Origin of the sequence: Streptomyces sp. NPDC088097, assembly GCF_044741845.1 — a bacterium.
GTDB lineage: Bacteria > Actinomycetota > Actinomycetes > Streptomycetales > Streptomycetaceae > Streptomyces.
The window spans coordinates 465,315-487,640 of the sequence record NZ_JBIUTJ010000001.1; the positions used below are offsets into that span (position 1 = coordinate 465,315).

Below are 22,326 nucleotides of genomic sequence, written 5' to 3' on the forward strand. Positions count from 1 at the left end.
ACCTTGCCGACACCTCCGCCGTGGACAATGCCCCCTGGTAACCGTCGATTGACGTGGTGTCAGGGGGCTTCGCGGTGCGGGTGGGGGATCTACTGGCGGGCCGGTACCGGCTGGACCGGCGGCTCGGTGCGGGTGGGATGGGCGAGGTGTGGCGCGGCCACGACCGGTCGTTGGACCGGGCCGTGGCCGTGAAGGTGCTGTTGGAGGCCGCGACCGACGCGGAACTGATCGCCCGCTTCCGTCGCGAGGCCACGATCGGGGCGCGGCTCACGCATCCCGGCATCACGGTGGTGCACGACGTCGGGCAGCACGACGGCCGGCTGTTCATCGTGATGGAGCTGCTCTCCGGGGAGGACCTGGCGGCGGTCCTGGCCCGGGAGACGGACGGGCTCGCGCCGGCCGTGGCGGTGGACCTGGCCGCGCAGACCGCCGAGGCCCTCGCCGCCGCGCACGAACAGGCCGTCGTCCACCGGGACCTCAAGCCCGGCAACCTCTTCCTGCTGCCCGGGGGCCGGCTCAAGATCTGCGACTTCGGGATCGCGCACTCCGCCGACGCGACGGCGGGCTGGACGGTGACGGGGCGGATGTTCGGCACCCCGCCGTACATGGCGCCGGAGCAGTGGCGGGGCGAGCACGTGGACGCCCGCTGCGACCTGTACGCGCTGGGGTGCGTGCTGTACGCCCTGCTGAGCGGAGGGCCGCCCTTCGGGTCGTCGGAGCCCGTGTACGCACTGATGCGCCGGCACGTGGAGGACCCGCCGCTGTCGCTGCGCGAGGCCGGGGTGGCGCTCTCCCCGGAGCTGGACCGGCTGGTCCTGGCGCTGCTGGCCAAGGACCCGGCCGACCGGCCGGAGTCGGCGGCGCGGGTGGCGGCGGCCCTGCGGGAGGTGGCCGTGGAGCCGACCCTCGCGGTCGTCGTGGAACCCGCCGTCGCGGTGGCCGGGGTGTCGGCCGTCGCGGTGGCCGGGGTGCCGGTCGTCGCGGTGGCCGGGGTGCCGGTCGGGGTCGCGGCGGGGGTTCCCGGGGGCACGGCCGCGCGCTCCGTCGGCGGGGAGCCCGCGCCCGTGGAGCCGGGCGGAGGGATACCGGCCGACGTACGGGAGTTCGTACGGGAGCTGCTGCGCGAGGCGGAGGGGATCCTGACCGCCCTGCCGCCCGGCGCCGGAGCCGCCCGCACCGAGGGGCTCGCCCTCGCGGCGGAGGCCGCGGCCCGCTTCGACGCGGGTCTGGCGAGCCGGCTGCTGGCGGACGCGGAGCTGTGGGCGTGGGCCGACGGGGAGGGCGACGGGGCGCGCGTCGCGGGGCTGCTGACCGGGCTGGCCCGGCGGATCTCGCGGGACGCCCCGGCGCGCACCGAGCGGGTGCTGACCGACGCGCAGCAGGCGCTGTTCACGGTGTCCGGGCCGGCCCGGACGGGTCGGCTGCGCAAGGTCGCCGAGGAGCTCGCGGCGGTGGCCCCCGAGCGCGGGGTGCGGCTGGCCCGGCGGCACTTCGCGGGCGGCCCGGCGCAGGAGGCCGTCCTGGCCCGGGCGGCGCTGGCGAGCGTGGCGGCCGATCCGGTCCGGGCCGAGGGGTACCTGTCGATGATCCGGAGCCCGGTGGTGCGGGCGGCGACGGAGGCCAAGACCGTCACGGTGGTCGCCCGGCAGGACCTGACGGCCGCCCTGCGGCTGGCGGAGCGGCTCCCGACCGGCGGGGCCCGGGTGCGGGCCCTGTGCCGGGTGGCGGGCGAACGGTCGGGCGTCGGGGACCAGGCCGGGTCGGCGCGGGCCCTGGCACTGGCCGGGGTCGCGCTGGCGGAGCTGGAGGGGGCGGCGGGCGCGCCCGGCGGTGACGCCGGCGCCGAGGGGGAGCGGGAGGCGGCCCGCGCCGCCCTGGAGGCCGCCCGGGAGCCGGCCTCGGACGGCGCCGAACCGGTGTTGGAGCCGGCCACGGCCCGGGAGCGGGTCGCCGCGGCCCGGCGGCTCACCGACCCGGCCGAGCGGGGGCGCGAGTTGGCCTGGATCGCTCGGGACTGCACGGCGGGCGCGCCCTGGCTGGCCGCCGCCGCCGCGGACCCGGGGGCGCCCCCACCGCCCGGGGTGGCGGTGCTGCTCGGCGCGGAGCCGCCCCTGCCCCCGGGGCGGTGGCCCGGGCCGGGCGAGGAGCTGTGGCGCGGGGAGGTGGTCCCGGAGGCGCTGTTCGCCGCCGGGAGCGGTGTGGTGTGGGCGGCGGGGTCCGGGGTGGGGGCGGTGACGGGCGCGACGGGCGCCGAGCGCTGGACGGCGCACTCCGACGAGGGGGTGCGGGCGTGGCCCCTGCCGGAGCCGGAGCGGGTGTGGTGCGCGGCCGACGCGGACTCCGTGTGCGTGGTGGTGGAGTCGGGCGCGGGGCCCCAGGGCCGGCTGGTGGTCCGGGAGCCGGCGGACGGGCGGGTGCGCTGGTGGCGGGAGCTGCCGCAGGCCCCGGAGCCGGGCGCGCTGACCCTGGCGGGGACGCTGCTGCTGTACGCGGCGGACGGGGAGCTGACCGCCCTGGACCGGACGGACGGCGCGCGGGTGTGGCGCCGGCCGTTGCCGTTCGCCGCTCCGCGCACGGTGACGGTGTCCGGGGAGTGCCTGGTCCTCGGGGAGGGGGGCCGGCTGCGGGCGCTGCACCTGCCGAGCGGGGAGCCGTTGTGGTCCTGGCCGCGCGGGTACGGCTCCGGGGCGGGGTCGGCCCCGGCGGGTCCGGCCTCGGCGGGTCCGGCCGGCGGGCCCGTGCACGTCCTCGACGGGAACCTCGTGCGGGCCCTGGAGCGCCGCCGGGGCTACGAGTTGTGGCGCTTCGACCCCGGCACGCCGGCCGCGCGGGCGCCGCTGGTGGAGGAGGGGGCGGTGTACGTGGCCGCGTACCGCCCCGAACAGGGCGGCGACGTGGTGTTCGCCCTGGACGCGGAGAGCGGCTCGGTGCGCTGGCAGCGGCAGGTGACCCGGCGCGAGGGGCCGCACTGCGGGCTCGAACTGCTCGGCGTGCGGCGCGGGGTGCTGTACGTCCGCTCCGCGCACGGCGGTCGGCGGGGTCTGCTGGGGCGGGCGGGGCTGCCGTCCGTGACGGGCCTGTCGACGGACTCGGGCAAGCCGGGCCGCCCCTGGGAGCACCCCTCGGCAGCGCTGGGCCCCGCCGCCCTGACCACCACGGCCCTGCTCGTCTCCCTCCCCGCCCTGACGGCCCTCACCCCGCCCTGATCCGCGCCCGGGACCCCCGTACCCGCCGGGGCGGAGGCGGGCTCCGCTCCGGGTGCGGGGGTACGAAGGTGCCCATAGCCTGCCAAATGTGTATCCGCCGAGAAGCCAGACCCGCGAGACGAACGGCCGCCGGGCACGCCGCAGGGCCTGGGTGCGCTCCGCGCCGGCCCTGGCCGCCGCGCTCCTGGCGTTCGGCGGCTGGGGCCTCGTCGGAGCGCCGCAGGCCCGCGCCGAGGATCCCGTCACCCTGTCCCGGCAGGGGCAGATCACGGACCGGGTGGGGGCCCTGGGCGACCGGCGGCCCGCCGTCACGGCCGCGCTGGACAAGCTGTACGCGGATCGCAAGGTGCAGCTGTTCGTCGCCTACGTGAACGACTTCTCCGGGCGCTCCGCACAGAGCTGGGCGGACGCGACCGCGCAGAAGAACGGCCTCGGCCAGAACGACGTCCTGCTGGCGGTGGCGACCGGGGACCGCCAGTACGCCTATTCGGCCGATGTGGACTCGGGGTTCACCGAGGCGCAGCTGGCCGAGGTGGCCCGCACCGCCATCGAGCCCGCCCTGCGGGAGAACGACTGGGCGGGGGCGGCCGTCGGGGCCGCGAACGGCTACGCCGCCGTCCTGGGCGGGCAGCCCGTGCCGACGCCCGCCATCACCCCCGGCGAGGCCGATCCGGGCGGCGGCGCGAGCGGCACGGACGGGGCGGGCGACTTCGTCCTCCCGGTGGTCGTCGTCGGCGCGGCCGGCGCCTTCGGGGCCTACGCGTACTCCCGCCGCAAGCGCGGCCGGGGCGGCAGGGGCGGCGGGGGCGCGACGGCGACCGCCCATCCGGGCTGGGACGGGCAGCGGGCCGAGCCGACCCCGCTGCCCGAGCTGGACTCCCGGGCCAAGGCGCTGCTCGTGGAGACCGACGACGCGATCCGCACCAGCACAGAGGAACTCGGCTTCGCCTCGGCCCAGTTCGGCGAGGAGGCGGTCGGGACCTTCACCACGGTCGTGGAGCACGCGAAGAGCGAGCTGACCCAGGCCTTCAGGCTGCGCCAGCAGTTGGACGACGCCTATCCCGAGGACGACGCCACCCGGCGCAGGATGCTGGACGAGATCGTGGCGCGGTGCACGGAGGCGAGCCGCCGGCTCGACGCCGAGTCCGAGGACTTCGACCGCCTGCGGGACCTGCAGAAGAACGCCCCGCAGGCGCTGGCCGCCGTCGAGGAACGCTTCCGGGCGCTGGCCGGCCGGACGACCACCGCGAAGGCCACCCTGACGGCCCTGACCGGCCGGTACGCGGACTCGGCGGCCGCGCCCGTGGCGTCCAACCCGGAACAGGCCGAGGACCGGATGCTGTTCGCCACCACCCACCTCGGCGAGGCCCGCGCGGCGCTGGCCGGCGGGGAGAACGGCAGGGCGGCCGTGCACGTACGGGCCGCCGAGGGCGCGGTGGAGCAGGCGACGACCCTGGTGGACGCGGTGGAGCGGCGGGCGCAGGAGTTGGCGGAGGCCGCCGGGAAGCTGCCGGGGGCCCTGAGCGAGACGGAGACCGACCTCGCCGACGCCCGCGGCCTGCTGACCGGCACCGCCGCCGGCACCTCCACGGCGGACCTGCGCGGCCGGATCGGGCGGGCGGAGTCCGTGCTGGCCGAGGTGCGCCGGGAGACGGAGGCGGGCCGGTACGACCCGATCGACGCCCTGCGCCGGGTCGAGGAGGCCGACGCGGCCCTCGACGAGGCCCTGGCCGGGGCCCGGGAGCAGGAGAGCGGGCGCCGGCGGGCGGCCGGCCTGCTGGACCAGGCCCTGTTGTCGGCCCGCAGCGCGATCGGCGCGGCGACGGACTACGTCACGACCAGCCGGGGCGCGGTCGGCAGCCAGGCTCGGACCAGGCTGGCGGAGGCCCAACGGCACCTGGAGCGCTCGGTGTCGCTGGAGCGGTCCGATCCGCCGGGGGCACTGGCGGAGGCCCAGCAGGCGGACTCCCTCGCCCGGCAGGCTCAGCAACTGGCGGAGCAGGACGTACGGGCGTACCAGGACCCGTACGCGGGCCGGCGGGGCGGCGGCGGCCAGAGCGGGGCGGTGCTCGGCGGGATCATCCTGGGCGAGATCCTCCGGGGCGGCGGCTTCGGCGGCGGCCGGGGCGGCGGCTTCGGCGGGGGCGGCTTCGGCGGAGGCGGGGGCGGACGCGGACCGGGCTCCTTCGGCGGGGGCGGCACGCGGGGCCGGATGGGCGGTGGCGGCCGCTTCTGACCGCAGGACCGCGCCGGTCGCCCAGGCCCAAGTCCCCCAAGTCCCCCAACACCAACGGGACCAACAGGACTCCCGGGAACCATCCTTCACGCACCAGGAGAGACCCGTCATGAGCAAGCAGACCATCCTCGGCCGCGTCACCCAGCTCGCGAAGGCGAACATCAACGCGCTGCTGGACCAGGCGGAGGATCCGCAGAAGATGCTCGACCAGCTCATCCGCGACTACACGAACAACATCTCGGAGGCGGAGCAGGCGGTGGCGACCACCATCGGCAACCTGCGGATGCTGGAGGCGGACCACAAGGAGGACGTGGACGCGGCCGCCGAGTGGGGCGGCAAGGCCCTCGCGGCGAGCCGGAAGGCGGACGAGCTGCGCGCCGGCGGTTCGGCGGCGGACGCCGACAAGTTCGACAACCTCGCGAAGGTGGCCCTCGGCCGGCAGATGCAGTCGGAGAAGGAGGCGAGGACGGCCGAGCCGACGATCGCCGCGCAGACGGAGGTCGTGGACAAGCTCAAGTCGGGCCTGGACGCGATGAAGGGCAAGCTGACGGAACTCCAGGCCAAGCGCGACGAGCTGGTGGCCCGCGCCAAGACCGCGCAGGCGCAGAACACGATGATGGACGCGGTCAAGAACATCGACGTCCTGGACCCGACGAGCGACCTGAACCGCTTCGAGGAGAAGGTCCGCCGCGAGGAGGCCATGGCGATGGGCAAGCAGGAGCTGGCGGCCTCGTCCCTGGACGCCCAGTTCGAGTCCCTGGAGGACCTGGGCAAGACCTCGGAGATCGAGGCCCGGCTGGCCGCGCTCAAGGCGGGCAAGGCGGCCTGACGCCCTTTCGGTCGACGGCCGGCGCCCGTCCGTCCCGTCCGTCCCGTCCCTCAGGTCACGATTGTGTCGAGTCCGAGTTCCACCGAAAAGCCGTTCATATGATGTGAATCATTTGTACGGCTTCAGGTGGGGGTACCGATGCACAGCGCCGTCCGCGCGAGCGGAAGAGCCAACGAAGTCCACGGATCCGGGCGGCCGGGGGGCCCGCTGAGGCGGGCGCTGGTGGCCCTGCTGGTGGCGGGGGTCGCCGTCGCCTGCGGCCCCGCCACGGACAAGGGGCCCGCGGATCCCGCTCCGCCGCCCACGGCCTCGGCGAGCGTCACGCCGACGCCCGAGGCCTCGCCGACACCGAGCCCGTCGCCCACGCCCTCCGCCGGCTCCGCCACGCCCACGCCCCCGCCGCCGCCGCCGTCACCGACGGTCGCCTCCGACGCGAAGGCGTACGAGACCCCGGCGCCGGCCCCCTCCCGGACGGCGCCCGCGCCGGCTCCGAAGCCGACCACCAAGGCGCCGGCCGAGCCCGCGACCGCCGACTGCGAGATCGTCTCCAACGCGGGCAACTGCTACAACGCGGGCCAGTTCTGCCGCGACGCCGATGTCGGCCGCTCCACCCACGCCGGCAACGGCCGCATGATCCACTGCCGTCCGGACGGCAGCCGGGCGCGCTGGGGCTACTGACCGCGCCACCGGGGCCCCGCGCACGCCGCGGGGCCCCGGTGGGAGGCGTTCGGGCCGGCCGTCACCCGTAGACCGGCCCTCACCCGTAGAGGCCGAGCAACTCCTCCGCCGACAATTCCGTGCCGGTCTCGGGCACCGGGCCGCCCGGCATCGGGAGCGGGAGTTCGAACCAGACCGTCTTGCCCCGGTGGGTGCGGCGCGTGCCCCAGCCCGCCGAGAGCAGGCCGACCAGTTGGAGGCCCCGGCCGCCCTCGTCGGTGTCCCGGGCGCGGCGGCGGCGCGGCTGGGCCAGGTTGGCGTCCCAGACCTCGCAGACCAGGGTCCGGTCCAGCAGCAGACGGAGCCGGATCTCCCCCTCCCCGTACCGCAGGGCGTTCGTGACCAGCTCGCTGACCAGCAACTCCGTGGTGTCGAGCAGCCCTTCCAGCCCCCACCCGGGCAGCTTCGCCCGGGCCAGTTCCCGCGCCCGGCCCACCGAGCGGGCCTCGCGCGGCAGTTGCCAGTCCCCCACCGCGTCCAAGGGGAGCCCCTGGACCCGGGCCATGAGCAGGGCGATGTCGTCCTCGCCGTGCCGGGTGGGGAGGGTGTCCAGGACGTGGTCGCAGACCTCCTCCAGCGGGCGGGACGGATCCGCGACCGCCTCGCGCAGTCCGCGCAGCCCCTCCTCCAGGGGGTGGTCGCGGGACTCGACCAGCCCGTCCGTGTAGAGGGCCAGGAGGGCGCCCTCGGGCAGTTCCACCTCGACCTCCTCGAAGGGCTCGCCGCCCACGCCGAGCGGCATCCCGGTCGGGATCTCCAACAACAGCCCGGGGCGGGGCAGGCCGCCCTCGTCGGCCGGTTCGACCAGCACGGGCGGCATGTGGCCCGCGTTGGCGATGGTGCAGCGCCGGGTGACCGGGTCGTAGACGGCGTACACGCAGGTGGCGAGGTACACCTCGGAGCGGTCGGCGTCCCGGGAGTGCAGGGCGGCCCGGGAGGCCTGCTGGGAGCCCCCGGGGGCGCCGAGCCCGCGGGCGATCTCGTCGAGGGCGGTGAGCACCTCGGCCGGCTCCAGGTCGAGCAGCGCCAGGGTCCGTACGGCGGTGCGCAGTTCGCCCATCGCCACGGCGGCCCGCAGGCCCCTACCCATCACGTCGCCGACGACCAGGGCGGTGCGGTGGCCGGGCAGCTCGATCACGTCGAACCAGTCCCCGCCGACCTCGGTCGCCGCGTTGCCCGGCAGGTAGCGGCAGGCGATGTCCAGGCCGGCCGCCTCCGGGTCGCCGGGGGGCAGCAGGCTGCGTTGCAGTATCAGGGCCCGCTCGTGTTCGCGCCGGTAGAGGCGGGCGTTGTCGATGCAGACGGCGGCCCGTGCGGCGAGTTCCACGGCGACGGCCCGGTCGCGCTCGCCGAAGGGCTCGCTGCCCTTCGTACGGGAGAACTGCGCGAGGCCCACCACCGTGTCGTGGGCGACCAACGGCACCATCAGCGTGGACTGGACGAGGTCGTCCGCGCCGCCCCCGGCCACCAGTCGGGGCCGGGCGGTGCGCAGGGCCAGCGCGCCGGGCGAGGCGGCCGGGTACCGGTGCACCTCCCCCACGGCCACCAGCGGTCCGGGCCCCGACAGCGGGGCGTCGGAGACCGCGGAGGAGAAGGCCACCCGGCGCAGCGGCGCCGACGGGGCCCGTCCGGTCCCCTGCCCGGGCAGCGAGGGCATCCCCGGACCCTGCGGCCGGGCGGGCCGGTCGTCGTCGCCGAGCAGCAACCCCTGGTAGAGGTCGACGGCGGCCAGGTCGCAGAAGCCGGGCACGGTGACGTCGAGGAGTTCGCGGGCGGTGGTCTCCAGGTCGAGGGAGTTGCCGATGCGGTGCCCGGCCTCGTTCAGCAGGGCGAGGTTGCGCCGGACCCCGGCGGCCTCGCGGGCGGCGAGGTGGCGGCGGGTGACGTCGGTGCCCAGGCCCGCGACCCCGATCGGACGGCCGGTGCCGCCGTGCACCCGGTAGAGGTTGATCGACCAGTGGCGCTCGCCCCTGCCCCGGCCGCCCGGGGCCGCCCCGGTGATGCGGAGGTCGGTGACGGACTCGCCGGTCTCCAGGACCCGGCGCAGGGCCTCCGTCATGCGGTCGGCCTGGTGGGCGGGGAGGTAGTCGTGCACGGTCCGGCCGCGGTGCTCCTCCACGGCGCCCCCGAAGACGGTGGCGAAACGGCTGTTGGCGCGCTGCACGGTGAGGTCCGTGCCGAAGAGCAGGAAGCCGAAGGGTGATTGACCGAATATCGCCTGCGAGGCAGCCAGATCGGATTCGATACGTCGCAGCGCGCGGACGTCCACGACCACGCACAGTGCCGCCCGCTCGGCCCTCTCGGTCTGGGTGGGCATCACATAGATCTCCGCGACCCCGTGCGCGCCGTCGCCGCCCGGGATCCGGAAGGGGACCAGGCCCGTCCATTCCTTGCCGTCGAGGATCTCCGCGACCTTGCGATGACCGCCCGCGCGCAGCTCGGGCGGCATGAAGGCCTCGACGGGGTCGCGCCCGACCGCCTGGGCGGCGGTGAGCCCGAACAGCTCCTCGGCGCGCAGGCTCCATTGGTCGACGAGCCCGTCCGGACCGATCGAGAAGGAAGCGACCTTTATGTAGTCATATATCGAGCCAGGCGGGCTGCTGTGCCACAAGGAGTCGTGCCACGCCTCCCCGGACAACCGGGCCTGATGTGCCTGCGCAGGTATCTCGCTCACGCGACCGTCCCCTCCAGCTCACCGCAACCGGACCGGCCATGACCGAAGTATTCAGCACCACGGCCCCGTACGGCACGGCGTTCACGATCACAAAAGGGTCCCGTTGTTTTTCAGCCATGCCCGGCGGTCTCCCCCAGGCTGCGCCACCGGGAGACCCCCTTGCCACCCTTCCCCTTGTTACTCACCAGGAAGAGCCAACTCGAACCACACGGTCTTCCCCGATTTCCCGTGCCGGGTCCCCCAGCGCTGCGCGGACACGGCCACGAGGTGTAGCCCGCGCCCCCCCTCGTCGTCCGGTGTGGCCACCCGCTCGCGCGGCGGGTCCGGAAGCGGATCGGAAACCTCCACGAGCAGGGCGGGCCCTCCCACGAGCCCCTCCCCGTCGGGGTTGCGGCGCTCCAAGCGGACCCCGATGGGGCCGGAGGCGTAGCGCAGGGAGTTGGTCACCAGCTCGCTGACCAGCAGGACGGTCACGTCGCCGACGGAGTCGAGGCCCCAGGAACGCAGCGTGCCGCGCACGGCATGGCGGGCGGTGCGGACGGCACCGGGCTCGGCGGGAAAGGCCCACTCGGCGCATTCGCCGTCTGTGTCGATCACGCCGATCACTTCCCGGGCCACCATCGACCCCAGTCCGGTTCGTCGGGGACGAAGGAGGGACGAGATAGGGACAATAGCGACATACCCTACATTCGGGGCGCCGTACCACCCGATCCCACCCGATCCCCCACGCACGGCGCACTGTGGCGCAGACGGCCTAGAACGCGACCCTCACGCGCCCCGGCGCGCCCCGGTGTGATCCCCACGGCCACCCTCGTGATCGCCGCCGCCCGCATGGTCGCCGGCGGCGCGCAGCCGGCGTCCGGCCTCCTCGACCGCAGGGCGGTCCTGGTCGAGCCAGTCCACCGAGTCCAGCTCGTGCGGGCCGAGCCAGCGCAGTTCGTCGTGGTCCTCCAGCGGGGCGGGCTCCCCGGCCAGCAGGCGCGCGGTCCACACGTGCAGGACCAGCCCGGGCTTGAGCGGCCACTCCCCCGGGATCCGCTCCAGCGCCTCGGTCTCGACGCCGAGCTCCTCGCGCAGTTCGCGCACGAGCGCCTCGGGGACGGACTCCCCCTGTTCGGCCTTGCCGCCGGGGAGTTCCCAGCGGCCGGCCAGCTCGGGGGGCGCGCTGCGCCGGGCGGCCAGCAGGCGCCCGTCATGACAAAGGGCTCCGCCCACGACCACTCGTACAGTCATGGACGGAGCCTATGCCGGCGCCTGACGTCAGTTCGTCGTGGCGGTCTGGCTCCCCTGCCCGACCCGCTCGACCCAGTAGAGCTGCTTGTGACCCCGGTCGTCGAGGCTGTCGACGACCTTCTGGGCCTCGGCCCGGGTGGAGTAGCGACCCACCCGGTAGCGGTTGCCGTTGTCGTCCTGACGTATGACCAGCCATGGAAGCAGGGCACCGCTGTCGTTCATCGAGCTTCACCCTCCGCCGATGTACCTGACCGGGAAACCGCATTGCGCATATGCCCGAGCTTACGCCCGACCTTTACTGAGCGGATACGGTTTTTCACGAAGAGGTACCTGGGGGGCGTACGCATCCGGCCAGGCGTACGAAATGGCCGTCCGCGCCGGTTCAGCCCCGGCGTACGGAGGGCATCGGGAGGATCACCGCGCCCCCTCGGGGCTCCTTGCGGCACACGTCACCGCAGGTGGCGTCGAGGGAGCAGCACAGGGAACAGATCGGTCCGGACCAGACGGGGCAGTCGGCGATGTCCGGGAGTTCGTACGCCGTCTCGCACACCGCGCAGGTGTGCGTCGCGGTGACGTCCTCGACCCGTGCGCCGGGGCCGCTCACCGTGTTCGGACGGGCGAGGTAGTACTTCCCCTTGGTCAGCCACGCGATCAACGGGCACAGGGAGAGGGCCAGTCCGGCGGCGATGAAGGTGGAGAAGGCCTCCGCGTAGGTGCCGAAGAGCCCGAAGAAGGCGAGGATCGAGACGGCGGAGGCGATCACCATCGCGCCGAAACCCGCCGGGTTGACGGCGTACAGGTAGGCGCGCTTGAACTCGATGTAGGGCGGGCTCAGTCCCAGCCGCTTGTTGATCACGAGGTCGGCGGCGACGGCCGCGATCCAGGCGATGCCGACGTTGGAGTAGAAGCCGAGCAGCTTCCCGAGCATCGCGAACATGTTCATCTCCATCAGCGTGAGTGCGATGGCGAGGTTCAGGAAGATGTACCAGACGCGGCCGGGGTGGCGATGGGTCACGCGGGAGAAGAAGTTGGACCAGGACAGCGAGCCGCTGTAGGCGTTGGTGACGTTGATCTTCACCTGGGAGACGATCACGAAGAGCGCGGCGGCGGGCAGCGCGAAGGTGCCGAGCCAGGGGCGCAGCGCCTCTACCTGCGGGGCGATCGGCTCCAGGGCGTGGGTCTTGCCGACCGCTTCGAGGGCGACGAAGGCGAGGAAGGCCCCGCCGAGCTGTTTGGCGGCGCCGATGATCACCCAGCCGGGGCCGGCGGCGAGCACGGCGAGGCGCCGGACCCGCCTGTTGGCGGGGGTCTTGGCGGGCATGAACCGCAGGTAGTCGGCCTGTTCGCCGATCTGCGCGATGAGGGACAGGGCGATCCCGGTGCCGAAGCCGAAGCCGATCCAGGAGAAGCCGGAGCCGGCCCCTTCGGTGCCCCCGAAGTGGGCGAAGGCGCCCCAGGAGTCCGGGGACTCGAAGGCCAGGACGAGGAAGGGCAGGACGAGGCCGATCAGCCAGACGGGCTGGGTCCACGCCTGCACCTTGGCGAGGGCGCCCATGCCCTTGAACACGATCGGGATGACGATCAACGTCGTGAGCAGGTAGCCGATCTGGACCGGGAGGCCGAAGGCCTGGTGCATGGCCTGGGCCATGATCGAGCCTTCGAGGGCGAAGAAGATGAAGGTGAAGGAGGCGTAGATCAGGGAGGTCAGCGTCGACCCGAAGTACCCGAAGCCGGCGCCCCGGGTGACCAGGTCCATGTCCAGGCCGTACGTGGCGCAGGCGCGGGCGATGGGGATGCCGGTCAGGAAGATGATCACGGCGGCGGCCAGGATCGCGGCGGCCCCGCTGGTGAACCCGTAGGCGAAGACGATCGAGGCGCCGATGGCGAAGTCGGCGAGGTAGGCGATCCCGCCGAGCGCGGTGCCCGCGACGGTGGCGGGGCTCCAGCGTCGGAAGGACTGGGGGGCGTACCGCAACGAGTAGTCCTCGCGGCTCTCGTCTGCGGCGAGCTTGGCGTAGCTGCGGCGGGGCGGCGCGGGAGCCTGCGGCGCGGGGGCGGTGTCGGTCATAGCGCCGGAATGTAGGGCCCGCGCGTGACGACCCGTCACACCCCGGCATTGCCCGCGCGTTACGCCCGACTCACCCCGTCACCGCCGGGGCGAGCCCGTCACCGCCGGCCGCCGGGGCGAGCCCGCGCCCCGGGCCCCTCACCGCCGTCCCGTACGCGCCCACCGCCCTCCGGCCGCCCGCCCGACGCGGTCGGCGTGCGGGCGGCGTGCGGCCGGGTCACCGTACGGGGAGGTGGTAGGCGAGCCGGTAGCGGTCCGCCGGGACGACCACGTCCGCCGTCTCCACGGCCCGGCCCGACGCGAAGTAGGTGCGGCTGACCACCAGCACCACGTGTCCGGGCACCCCGCCGAGCGACATGATCTCCTCGGCCAGGCCCGGCCGGGCCCCGACCTCCTCGACCACGTTGTCCACGACCACGTCGATCGCCGCCATCCGGTCGACCACTCCCGAGCCGCCCAGCGGCCCCTCCTCCGGCAGCATCACCGGGGTCCGACCGGTCACGGCCAGGGGTTCCCAGGAGGTGGAGAGCATCATCGCCTCCCCCGCGTCGCGGAAGACGTACCGGGTGCGCATGACCCGGTCCCCCGGCTCGATGCCGAGCCGTTCGGCGATCTCGGTCGGCGCCCCCGCCTGCTCGCTGTTCGACTCCCACGTGCCGCGGGCGCCCGACTCCGCCTGCTCCTGGCGGAACGGCGTCGAGGCGCCGCCCGTCCGGTAGCCGGAACGGGAGACCCGCCGGGGCACCGGCTGCTCGCGCACGTACGTACCGGATCCCGAGCGGCCCTCGACCAGGCCCTCCGCCATGAGGACCTTGCGCGCCTCCAAGGCCACCGTGTCGGAGACTCCGTACTCCTCGCGGATCCGGGCCTGGGAAGGGAGGCGGGCGTGCGGGGGCAGGGACCCATCGACGATCTTCCGTCGCAGATCCCCGGCGACGCGCAGATAGGCCGGCTGCTCACCGAAAGTCACTGGCCACTCCCATCAGGTTGACAGACAGCTACACCCTGGCAACCGACGGTTGAAGTGCGCAAGCACGGGCCAGAGTTTCACCCGAAGTGATGAAGCCAGGTCACTCAAACCCGCTACCGCGCGTTACCCGATGGACTTCAGATCGACTCCGACGACGGACCTCCCCCGCCATCCGGACCAGAACCCTCCACATAGTCCGACAGCCACTCCGGAACCGTGGTCGCCAGCCCGAACGCCCCCCGCAACACCTTCTCCGTCTCCGGGTCGAGCGGGGCCCGCGCCGCGTCCCACGCCACCCGGAACTCCTTCGCCCCCCTCGCCCGCGCTGCCCGTCGCCAGTGCGCGCGGCTCGCCTCCACCGCCTTCAGCTGCGCGGCCGCCGCCGCACTCGCCGCCGGCTCCACCGGCTCCGCGAGCAGTCGGGCCTCCCGGCCCAGCTCCGTCTCGACCCGACCCGCCCACTCCCGGTACTCCGCCAGGGCGTTCTCCACCTCGGGGTCGGGGCTGCCCAGCCGCGCCCGGTCCACCGTGTTCAGCGTGTTCGTCAGGGCGGTCTGTTCGGGAGTCAGGTCCTCGCGCACGCGCAGGCTCCCGCGGTGCTCCCCGTCCGGGGTGCCGAGCACGCACAAGAGCCTCTCGTACCCGTCGCGCCAGTCCTCCTCCGAGGGCCCGTAGTAGATCATCTGCACGTCCGCGGGCAGGGCCCAGGTGTCCCTCACGTAATCGTCCTCCGCCATCCAACACCGTTCCCGCGCCGCCCGGTCCAGCGCGGAATCCTCCGGCGCACCGGCCAGGGGGAGCGCGCCGGCGAAGGTCACCTCGGCGTCGTGGACCTCCTCGCAGGCGATCCGGTAGGGCCGCGGGTCCGCGCCGAAGAGGTCGCCGCCCTCGACGTTGAAGCAGTCGCCGACGCCCAGGGCACGGGAATCGACCGGCCGGCCCTCGGGCCGCTGCGAGGCGATCGCGACCGCGGCCCGGTCGAGGTAGCCGCCCAGTCGGGGGACGACGCCGAGGACCAGGACGCCCGTCATCGCCGTCGAGACCGTCAGGCCCACCACCGCCAGCGCCCTGCCTCGCTCGCGGCCCCCCGCCGTCCGCACCAGGGCAATCACCCCGAAGACGATCCCCAGCGGCGGCAGGCAGAGCAGTCCGACCAGCAGGGACGCGACGGCGAAGCCGCTGAACCCGGGCGCGGCCGGGTATCCGTACGCGTACCCGGGCGCGACCGGGTATCCGTAAGCGGGCGCGCCCCACACCGGCGGCGAGGACGGGAGGCCCGGGTGGTGGGGCTCGGGGCCCTGGCCGGAGGGGGGTTGCGGAGCGGGCGGCGTGCTCACAGGGCGGGGACTCCATGACGGCGGGGGCGAACGAATGCGCGAATCGTACGCAGCGGGGGCGACCGAGAAATCGGTCGCCCCCGCGTTCATCGCGCGATCCGGCCCCTATCGCGCCGGCCGCCCGGCCGCCCGGACGGTGGCCGGTTCACGTCCCGCTCGAAGCCCTCAGAACTGCAGGGCCCAGGAGTCGATCTTCCCGGTGTCGGCGCTCGCGAGGTCGGCGACCCGCAGCTTCCACACCCCGTTGGCCACCTCGGAGGAGGCGTTCACGGTGAAGGTCGCCACGATGTTGTCCGCGCTGCCGCCGGTGCGGTTGCGCAGGTTGTAGACCGTGCCGTCGGGGGCGACCAGGTCGACCTTCAGGTCACCGACGTAGGTGTGCGTGATGTCGACCGGCACGCTCAGCGTCGCCGGAGCGTTGCCGGATATCCCGCTGACGGTGATCGGCGACTCCACGGTGGAGTTGTCGTTGACCGCGTAGTCGGCGGCGTTCTCGAAGCGGGTGCCCGGGTTCGGCGGGGTGGTGCCGGCGCCCACGTTGAGCAGGCGGTTCGGGGAACCCGTACCGGGGCCGGTCACCACGTTCGGGGTGGCCGCCGCGACCAGGCCGTCACGGACCTGCGCCGGGGTGCTCCCCGGGTTCTGCGCGAGGTACAGGGCCGCCGCACCCACGACGTGCGGGGTGGCCATCGAGGTGCCCGAGATGGTGTTCGTCGCCGTGTCGCCCGTCCCCCACGAGGAGGTGATGGAGGAGCCGGGGGCGAAGATGTCCAGGATGGTGCCGTAGTTGGAGTAGCTCGCCTTGGCGTCGGTGTTGGTGGTGGCGCCCACCGTGATGGCCTCGGCCACCCGCGCCGGCGACTTGGTGGAGGCGTCGGTGGACTCGTTGCCCGCGGCCACGCCGTAGGTGATGCCGGAGGCGATGGAGTTGCGCACGGCGGTGTCGAGCGCGGAGTCGGCCCCGCCGCCCAGCGACATGTTGGCCACGGCCGGCTTGACGGCGTTGCGGGTCACCCAGTCGATGCCCGCGACCACCTGGGCGGTCGTGCCCGAGCCGTTGTTGTCGAGCACCCGGACGCCGACGATCTTGACCTTCTTGGCCACGCCGTACGTGGTGCCGCCGACGGTGCCGGCCACGTGCGTGCCGTGGCCGTGGCCGTCCTGGGCGGTGTTGTCGTTGTCGATGGCGTCGTAGCCGTCGGAGGCGCGACCGCCGAGGTCCTGGTGCGTCGTGCGGACGCCGGTGTCGATGATGTAGGCCGTCACGCCCGCGCCGGCGCTGTCCGGGTAGGTGTAGCTCTGGTTCAGCGGGAGGGCCCGCTGGTCGATGCGGTCCAGGCCCCAGGACGGCGGGTTGGGCTGGGTGGCGTCGACGGTGAAGACGCGGTTCTGCACGACCGACTTGACGGCCGGGTCCGCCGCGAGCTTCCGGGCCTGCGCCTCGGAGAGCTCGACGGAGTAGCCGTTGAGGGCCGCGCTGTAGGTCCGGTCGATCTTCGCGCCGTAGCGCTGGGCGACGGCCTTGCCGCTCGGGGCGGTGGAGCGGGCCGCCGAGTCGTTCAGGGTCACGATGTAGCTGCCGGGGACGGCGCCCGCCACTCCGGCGTTCTCGATGACGCCCTGCGGGCCGGAGTCGGCCGCGGAGGCGGGTAACGCGGCGGCCGTACCGAGCGCGAGGGCCACGACGGCGGTCGCGCTGATGCCGGCGAACTTCCGGCGGGTGTGACGCATCACGGACATGTGAGGGGTCCTCCTCATTGGGTGGTGCGTTGCGGGGGGTGTGCGGGTGGGGCCCGGAGCACGTGCGGGCATGCCCGAGGACAGGACGGCATGCCCATGACAATTCGAAGAGCCCAACGGCCCGTCGCCTCCGAAAGGTTGACCCAGCCGTGCGTCATCCCACAAGAGGACAACGGACGCGTAACATCCGTGCCATACAACGGCCATGAACGAGCAAAGGCGCTCCGCACATGTCGCACGCACTGCCTGGTTACCTCTGCCCCGAGGACGGAACGCGCGCGGACGTGCGGACCGCCCCGTGGTGCTGCCCGCTCTGCGCCGGACCCTGGGACCTCGACTTCGCACCGGATCCGGCCGGCGCCCTGGAACCGGCGGCCGGGCCCCCTTCCCTGTGGCGGTACGCGGCCGCGCTGCCCCTGCCGGGGGCGTTCTCGGTGTCCCTGGGCGAGGGGCACACCCCGCTGGTGCCGCTGGCGGAGCGGATTCACGCCAAGCTCGACTTCCTGATGCCGACGCTGTCCTTCAAGGACCGGGGCGCGGTGATGCTCGCGGAGGTGGCCCGCCGGCTGGCCCCGGAGCGGGTGGTCGCGGACAGCAGCGGCAACGCGGGGACCTCCGTGGCGGCGTACTGCGCGCGGGCCGGACTGCGTTGTGAAGTTTTCGTGCCCGAGGGCACCTCGGAGAAGAAGACGGAACAGATCCGGGCGCACGGCGCGACCGTACGGATCGTGCCGGGCGGCCGCGAGGCCACCGCGCTGGCCGCCCGGGAGGTCGCCGACGAGCCGGGGGTCTTCTACGCGAGCCACGTCTTCAACCCCTACTTCCTGCACGGGACGAAGACGTACGCGTACGAGATCTGGGAGGCGCTCGGGGGCCGGCTCCCGGAGACCCTCGTCGTCCCGGTCGGCAACGGCACGCTGCTGCTCGGCGCCGCCCTCGCCGTGGAGGAGCTGGCCCGGCGCGGAGTGCGGCCGCCCGCGCTGATCGCGGTGCAGGCCGAGGCGGTCGCCCCGCTGGCCGCCGCCTTCGCGGCCGGCGCGCAGGACGCCGAGCCGGTGCCCCAGCTGCCGACCCTGGCCGAGGGCATCGCCATCCCGGCCCCGCCCCGGGCCCGGCAGATCCTGGCCGCGGTGCGGAAGTCCGGCGGCACCTTCCTGACCGTCCCGGACGACCGGCTGCGCGAGGCCCAGCGGGACCTGGCACGCCGGGGCCTCTACGTGGAGCCGACGGCGGCGGCCTGCTGGGCGGCCGTCGGTCCGCACGCCCCGGACGACCCCCTGCGCGGCCGGACCACGGTGATCCCCCTCTGCGGCTCGGGCACCAAGTCCGGCCTGCCCTCCGCGCCCCACTGACCCGAACCGCCGCTCCGAGGGGGCGCTCCGGGCCCGGGGTCCGGGGTCCGGGGTCCGGGCCCGGGGTCCGGGGTCCGGGCCCGGGGTCCGGGGTCCGGGGTCCGGGAAGGACGGCGACGGAAATCCGCCGGCCGGGACCCCGTGCGGCTGGTGAACTGGCCCCATGAGCAACCACCTTGACCTCGCGGCCCGCGCCACCGCCTTCGCCGGCCTGCACACGCCCGCCGCCCCGCTCGCCCTGGCCAACGCCTGGGACGTGGCCAGTGCCCGTCTCGTGGAGGCCGCCGGGGCCGCCGCCGTCGCCACCACCAGCGCCGGGGTGGCCTGGTCCCTCGGGGCGCCCGACGGTGACGCCCTCTCCCGGGACCGCGCCCTGGACCTGATCGCCCGGGTGGCCTCGGCCGTGTCCGTGCCGGTGACCGCCGACATCGAGGGCGGCTTCGGCGTGGACGCCGCCGCCGTCGGCGAGACCGTCGCCGGGGTGCTGGCCGCCGGCGCGGTCGGCGTGAACATCGAGGACGGCAACCGCGCCCCCGCCGAGCACGCGGAGCGACTGGCCGCGGCCCGCGCCGCCGCCGACGCCGCCGGGGTCCCGCTCTACATCAACGCCCGCGTGGACACGTACCTCTTCGGCCTCGGCGCCCCGGAGACCCGGCTCGACGAGACCCTGCGCCGCGCCGCCGCCTACCTCGCCGCCGGCGCCTCCGGCGTCTTCGTCCCGGGCGTCCTGGATCCCGCGGTCCTCACCGAGCTGGCCAAGGGCGTCGACGCCCCGCTCAACGTGCTCGTCGGCCCCTCCGCCCCCTCCGTCTCCGAGCTGGGCGCCCTCGGCGTGGCCCGGGTCAGCCTCGGCGCGTGGGTGGCCGAGGCCGCCTATGCCCTGGTGCGGCGCGCCACCGAGGAACTGCTGGCCGACGGGACGTACGGGGCGCTCGCGCACTCCCTCCCGTACGGCGAGGTGAACGGCCTGCTCAAGGGCTGAGATACCGGGAAGCATGCAGGGGCCACCGACCGTAGGATCCGGCCATGAGCACCCTGACCCCCGTAAAGAGCCGCCCGGCGCCCGCCTCGGTGTGGACCGCCCTCGGTCTCGTGTACGTCGTCTGGGGCTCGACCTACCTCGGCATCCGGATCGTCGTGCAGACGATGCCGCCCTTCCTCTCCGCCGGGTTCCGCTTCATCACCGCCGGGCTGGTGCTGGCCGGGATCGTCGCCTGGCGGTTCGGGCCGGCCGCGCTGAAGGCCACCCGGGCGCAGGTCGGTTCGGCGGTGGTGGTCGGCCTGCTGCTGATCCTGGGCGGCAACGGCCTGGTGGTGCTGGCCGAGACCTCCGTGCCGTCCGGGCTGGCCGCGCTGCTGGTGGCCGCCGTCCCGATGTGGGTGGTCGTCCTGCGGGCGCTCACCGGGGACCGGCCCCCGCTGCGGACGCTGCTCGGGGTGCTGGTAGGGCTCGCGGGGCTGGCGGTCCTGACCAGCCCGGGGCTCAGCGGGGAGGTCCGGCTGTCGGGGGTGCTGCTGGTCGTGGTGGCGTCGGTGCTGTGGTCGCTGGGCACCTTCTCGGGATCGAAGCTGCCGCTGCCGACCAACCCCTTCACGGGCAGCGCCTACCAGATGCTCGCGGGCGGGAGCGCCGGCGTCCTGGTCGGGGTGCTGCGCGGCGAGCACCACGGCCTCGACCTCGGTTCCTTCTCCACCGCCTCCTGGGTGGCCCTGGGATACCTCGTGCTGATCGGTTCGGTGGTCGGCTTCACCGCGTACGCGTGGCTGCTCCGGTCGGGGGCGCCGCTGTCGCTGGTGGCCACGTACGCGTACGTCAATCCCGTCGTGGCCGTCGCGCTGGGCGCGCTGATCCTGGACGAGGCCCTGACCTGGCCGATCCTGGTCGGCGGCGCGATCGTGGTGGCCTCGGTGGGCGCGATCGTCAGCACGGAGCGCAAGAAGTAGCGGGGCGCTCGGGCCGGGGGCGGCCGGAGCGGCGGGCGCGCCGCCGGTTCAGCCCTTGGCCGCCCGCTCGTAGAGCGCCTTGGCCTTCTCGTCGTAGAGCGCGGCCGTGGAGTCCACGTCCGTGTCACCGCCGCTGAGCACCCCGATCAGCCGGCCCGGCTGCCCGCTACCGCCCCGGTCGGCGATCCAGGGGCTGCCGCTGGTGCCCGTCCAGAAGCCCGAGCAGCTCATGTAGAGCATGTCGGGGTCGTCCGCGTCGTGGGCGGTCCGAGTGGTGCAGGAGACGGGCCGGTTGTGCGGGTTGTGGTCGGACTCGGGGTAGCCGACGACGGTGACCTCCCGCTCGTAGCCCGAGGTCCAGTCGGCCTTGGGGGCCTCGCCCGCGCCCACCCGGTCCTGGACGCTGCGGCCCTGCGCGTCGGGCTCGATGGTCAGGAAGGCGAAGTCGGCGGTGTCGTCGCCCCACTTCGTCCAGCGCTCGTCCACGTGGATCGAGCGGACCTTCCACACCCCCAGGGGCTGGGTCCCCGCGCCCTCGCCGGAGAAGGCGGGCGCGAAGGACAGCTCGCCGATGGCGAGGCCGTCGTGGGCGACCTCACCGGGCTGTCCGTCCTCGCCGGCCGGGGCGACGCAGTGCGCGGCGGTGGCGACGACGTTGCCCCGGGGGCTGTCGACCACGCTCGCCGTGCACCAGTGCTCGCCGCCCGCCATGAGCACGCCGACGGTGGGGAAGGGGTGCACCGCGTTCTCGCCGGACGCCTTGAGGAACACGACCGCGCACACGGCCGCGATCCCGGCGGCGGCGGCCGCGGAGACCCCCTTCACCACCGGGCTCATCCCACGCCGGGGTCGGGGGTCGGTCCTCGCATCACCTTGCTGATCCACTCCAGGGAGCCCTCCCTCATGCCACGCACGTACGACTTCCCGTTGTGCTCACCATCCTGGATCACCTGGAGCCGGGTGTGCACGGGGCCCCTCCCGTACGTGCGCATGAACCGCTCGGCCGCCTCGCGACCGCTCTCCTTGGTGCCGATCTGGAAGTTCACGTAGACGTCCGGGCCGCCCGCCTTGATCAGTTTCTCGGCGAGCTTCTCGGGGTTGTTCGCGTCCATGGCCTGGCGGTTCCCGTTCCACAGCGGGGAGTCCGGGACGAAGTCGACCCCGCTGGCGATGACCGCCTTGAAGCGCTCGGGGTACTTCATGACGTTCTTGAAGGCGCCGAAGCCGCCCGAGGAGGACCCCATGAAGGCCCAGCCGTCGCGGGAGGTGAAGGTGCGGAAATTGGCCTTCGCGAAATCCGGCACGTCATCGGCCATCCAGGTGCCCATCTTGGGCTGGCCGGGGATGTCGGAGCCGTCGAAGTGGTGCTTGGTGTCGGCGTTGATCACCGGCATGACGAGGATGAAGGGCAGGCTGGTGCCCGCCTTCACCCCGTCGATCACGGCCTGCTGGAGGCCGAGGGCGGGGCCGGTGCCCCAGTAGTTCTTGGGGTAGCCGCGGCCTCCGGGCAGGGAGATCAGCACCGGGAAGGCGCTCTTGGCGTAGCGCGGGTCGTCGTACTCCTTGGGCACCCACACCCACACGTCGCCCTTGAACCCCGACTTCGGGCCGGTCAGCGTCGTCATGCCGATCTGGGTGCCGTCCGGGAGCCTGCTGGTGCGGGCGAACGGGGCCTTCGGGCCGGTGGGCATCAGCACGCCGGGCCGGATGTCCTCGGCCGCGGCGGCCGACTCCTGGGTCTTCCCGAAGGAGACGGGCTCCCCCAGGTCGGAGAAGAGCCCGAAGGCGTACGCCCCGCCGCCCCCGGCGGCGAGGACGGCGGCGATCCCGCCACCGATCAGGGTCTTGCGCAGGCGCCCGGGCCGCCGGCCGGCGCTGTCGGGCCCCGACTCGGTCGTGGGGCCGTCGTGGGGCGCGGTGCGGTCCTCGGTCGTGGGGCCGTCGTGCGGCGCCCCGGCGTCCTGGGTCGTCGAGCCGCCGTCGCCTTGCTGGTCTTGCTGCACGGATTTGTTCCCGTTCC

At 74.3% G+C, this 22,326-nt stretch carries 17 protein-coding genes; 7 read left to right on the forward strand and 10 right to left on the reverse strand.

The window, feature by feature from the left end:
- The first annotated feature begins 53 nt into the window (after positions 1-53).
- From ACIOD1_RS02065 to ACIOD1_RS02080, 4 genes are all read left to right on the forward strand, one after another.
- Positions 54-3,206, forward strand: coding sequence for a protein kinase (locus ACIOD1_RS02065; RefSeq protein WP_401899624.1), 3,153 nt, complete (start codon positions 54-56; stop codon positions 3,204-3,206).
- 151 nt (positions 3,207-3,357) lie between these two features.
- On the forward strand, positions 3,358-5,442 hold the full coding sequence (locus ACIOD1_RS02070; protein ID WP_401900433.1) for a TPM domain-containing protein: 2,085 nt from the start codon (positions 3,358-3,360) through the stop codon (positions 5,440-5,442).
- A 109-nt stretch (positions 5,443-5,551) separates the two neighbouring features.
- Positions 5,552-6,271: a PspA/IM30 family protein gene (locus ACIOD1_RS02075; RefSeq protein ID WP_365617773.1), complete on the forward strand. Its 720-nt coding sequence runs from the start codon at positions 5,552-5,554 to the stop codon at positions 6,269-6,271.
- 138 nt (positions 6,272-6,409) lie between these two features.
- Complete coding sequence (locus ACIOD1_RS02080) at positions 6,410-6,949, forward strand: hypothetical protein (protein WP_401899627.1); 540 nt, start codon at positions 6,410-6,412, stop codon at positions 6,947-6,949.
- Between the two features lie 79 nt (positions 6,950-7,028).
- Here ACIOD1_RS02080 and ACIOD1_RS02085 read toward each other — a convergent pair whose 3' ends face one another.
- The 8 genes from ACIOD1_RS02085 to ACIOD1_RS02120 form a co-directional block, all read right to left on the reverse strand.
- Positions 7,029-9,662 (reverse strand): SpoIIE family protein phosphatase, encoded by a 2,634-nt coding sequence (locus ACIOD1_RS02085; protein WP_401899630.1) that lies wholly within the window; start codon positions 9,660-9,662, stop codon positions 7,029-7,031.
- A 177-nt stretch (positions 9,663-9,839) separates the two neighbouring features.
- The gene (locus ACIOD1_RS02090) at positions 9,840-10,268 is read right to left on the reverse strand and encodes an ATP-binding protein (protein ID WP_365618052.1); all 429 of its coding nucleotides are present in this window, start codon (positions 10,266-10,268) and stop codon (positions 9,840-9,842) included.
- A gap of 162 nt (positions 10,269-10,430) precedes the next feature.
- Complete coding sequence (locus ACIOD1_RS02095; protein ID WP_365617776.1) at positions 10,431-10,895, reverse strand: (deoxy)nucleoside triphosphate pyrophosphohydrolase; 465 nt, start codon at positions 10,893-10,895, stop codon at positions 10,431-10,433.
- Between the two features lie 27 nt (positions 10,896-10,922).
- The gene (locus ACIOD1_RS02100) at positions 10,923-11,117 is read right to left on the reverse strand and encodes an SPOR domain-containing protein (protein ID WP_365617778.1); all 195 of its coding nucleotides are present in this window, start codon (positions 11,115-11,117) and stop codon (positions 10,923-10,925) included.
- Positions 11,118-11,277: 160 nt separating this feature from the next.
- The gene (locus ACIOD1_RS02105; RefSeq protein ID WP_401899634.1) at positions 11,278-12,963 is read right to left on the reverse strand and encodes a purine-cytosine permease family protein; all 1,686 of its coding nucleotides are present in this window, start codon (positions 12,961-12,963) and stop codon (positions 11,278-11,280) included.
- 217 nt (positions 12,964-13,180) lie between these two features.
- The gene (locus tag ACIOD1_RS02110; protein WP_365617782.1) at positions 13,181-13,933 is read right to left on the reverse strand and encodes a GntR family transcriptional regulator; all 753 of its coding nucleotides are present in this window, start codon (positions 13,931-13,933) and stop codon (positions 13,181-13,183) included.
- A 137-nt stretch (positions 13,934-14,070) separates the two neighbouring features.
- On the reverse strand, positions 14,071-15,270 hold the full coding sequence (locus tag ACIOD1_RS02115; RefSeq protein WP_401899636.1) for a DUF4190 domain-containing protein: 1,200 nt from the start codon (positions 15,268-15,270) through the stop codon (positions 14,071-14,073).
- A gap of 165 nt (positions 15,271-15,435) precedes the next feature.
- Complete coding sequence (locus ACIOD1_RS02120) at positions 15,436-17,010, reverse strand: S8 family peptidase (RefSeq protein WP_401899638.1); 1,575 nt, start codon at positions 17,008-17,010, stop codon at positions 15,436-15,438.
- A 230-nt stretch (positions 17,011-17,240) separates the two neighbouring features.
- On the opposite strand from ACIOD1_RS02120, the gene ACIOD1_RS02125 reads away from it, so the two are divergent.
- The 3 genes from ACIOD1_RS02125 (at position 17,241) to ACIOD1_RS02135 (ending at position 20,306) form a co-directional block, all read left to right on the forward strand.
- On the forward strand, positions 17,241-18,362 hold the full coding sequence (locus tag ACIOD1_RS02125; RefSeq protein ID WP_365617788.1) for a threonine synthase: 1,122 nt from the start codon (positions 17,241-17,243) through the stop codon (positions 18,360-18,362).
- 163 nt (positions 18,363-18,525) lie between these two features.
- Positions 18,526-19,344 (forward strand): isocitrate lyase/phosphoenolpyruvate mutase family protein, encoded by an 819-nt coding sequence (locus tag ACIOD1_RS02130; protein ID WP_365617790.1) that lies wholly within the window; start codon positions 18,526-18,528, stop codon positions 19,342-19,344.
- Positions 19,345-19,388: 44 nt separating this feature from the next.
- The gene (locus ACIOD1_RS02135; protein ID WP_401899641.1) at positions 19,389-20,306 is read left to right on the forward strand and encodes an EamA family transporter; all 918 of its coding nucleotides are present in this window, start codon (positions 19,389-19,391) and stop codon (positions 20,304-20,306) included.
- A gap of 48 nt (positions 20,307-20,354) precedes the next feature.
- Here ACIOD1_RS02135 and ACIOD1_RS02140 read toward each other — a convergent pair whose 3' ends face one another.
- Positions 20,355-21,143: a trypsin-like serine peptidase gene (locus ACIOD1_RS02140; protein WP_401899643.1), complete on the reverse strand. Its 789-nt coding sequence runs from the start codon at positions 21,141-21,143 to the stop codon at positions 20,355-20,357.
- Positions 21,140-22,159, reverse strand: coding sequence for an alpha/beta hydrolase (locus ACIOD1_RS02145; protein ID WP_401900436.1), 1,020 nt, complete (start codon positions 22,157-22,159; stop codon positions 21,140-21,142). The genes ACIOD1_RS02140 and ACIOD1_RS02145 overlap by 4 nt, the downstream gene beginning before the upstream one ends.
- Positions 22,160-22,326 lie beyond the last annotated feature (167 nt).

Bases quoted from the DNA above. Each gene is read 5' to 3' on its own strand.
- ACIOD1_RS02075 (WP_365617773.1), top strand. From the start codon at position 5,552: ATGAGCAAGCAGACCATCCTCGGCCGCGTCACCCAGCTCGCGAAGGCG.
- ACIOD1_RS02080 (WP_401899627.1), top strand. From the start codon at position 6,410: ATGCACAGCGCCGTCCGCGCGAGCGGAAGAGCCAACGAAGTCCACGGA.
- ACIOD1_RS02095 (WP_365617776.1), bottom strand. From the start codon at position 10,895: ATGACTGTACGAGTGGTCGTGGGCGGAGCCCTTTGTCATGACGGGCGC.
- ACIOD1_RS02100 (WP_365617778.1), bottom strand. From the start codon at position 11,117: ATGAACGACAGCGGTGCCCTGCTTCCATGGCTGGTCATACGTCAGGAC.
- ACIOD1_RS02105 (WP_401899634.1), bottom strand. From the start codon at position 12,963: ATGACCGACACCGCCCCCGCGCCGCAGGCTCCCGCGCCGCCCCGCCGC.
- ACIOD1_RS02120 (WP_401899638.1), bottom strand. From the start codon at position 17,010: ATGTCCGTGATGCGTCACACCCGCCGGAAGTTCGCCGGCATCAGCGCG.
- ACIOD1_RS02125 (WP_365617788.1), top strand. From the start codon at position 17,241: ATGTCGCACGCACTGCCTGGTTACCTCTGCCCCGAGGACGGAACGCGC.
- ACIOD1_RS02130 (WP_365617790.1), top strand. From the start codon at position 18,526: ATGAGCAACCACCTTGACCTCGCGGCCCGCGCCACCGCCTTCGCCGGC.
- ACIOD1_RS02135 (WP_401899641.1), top strand. From the start codon at position 19,389: ATGAGCACCCTGACCCCCGTAAAGAGCCGCCCGGCGCCCGCCTCGGTG.
- ACIOD1_RS02140 (WP_401899643.1), bottom strand. From the start codon at position 21,143: ATGAGCCCGGTGGTGAAGGGGGTCTCCGCGGCCGCCGCCGCCGGGATC.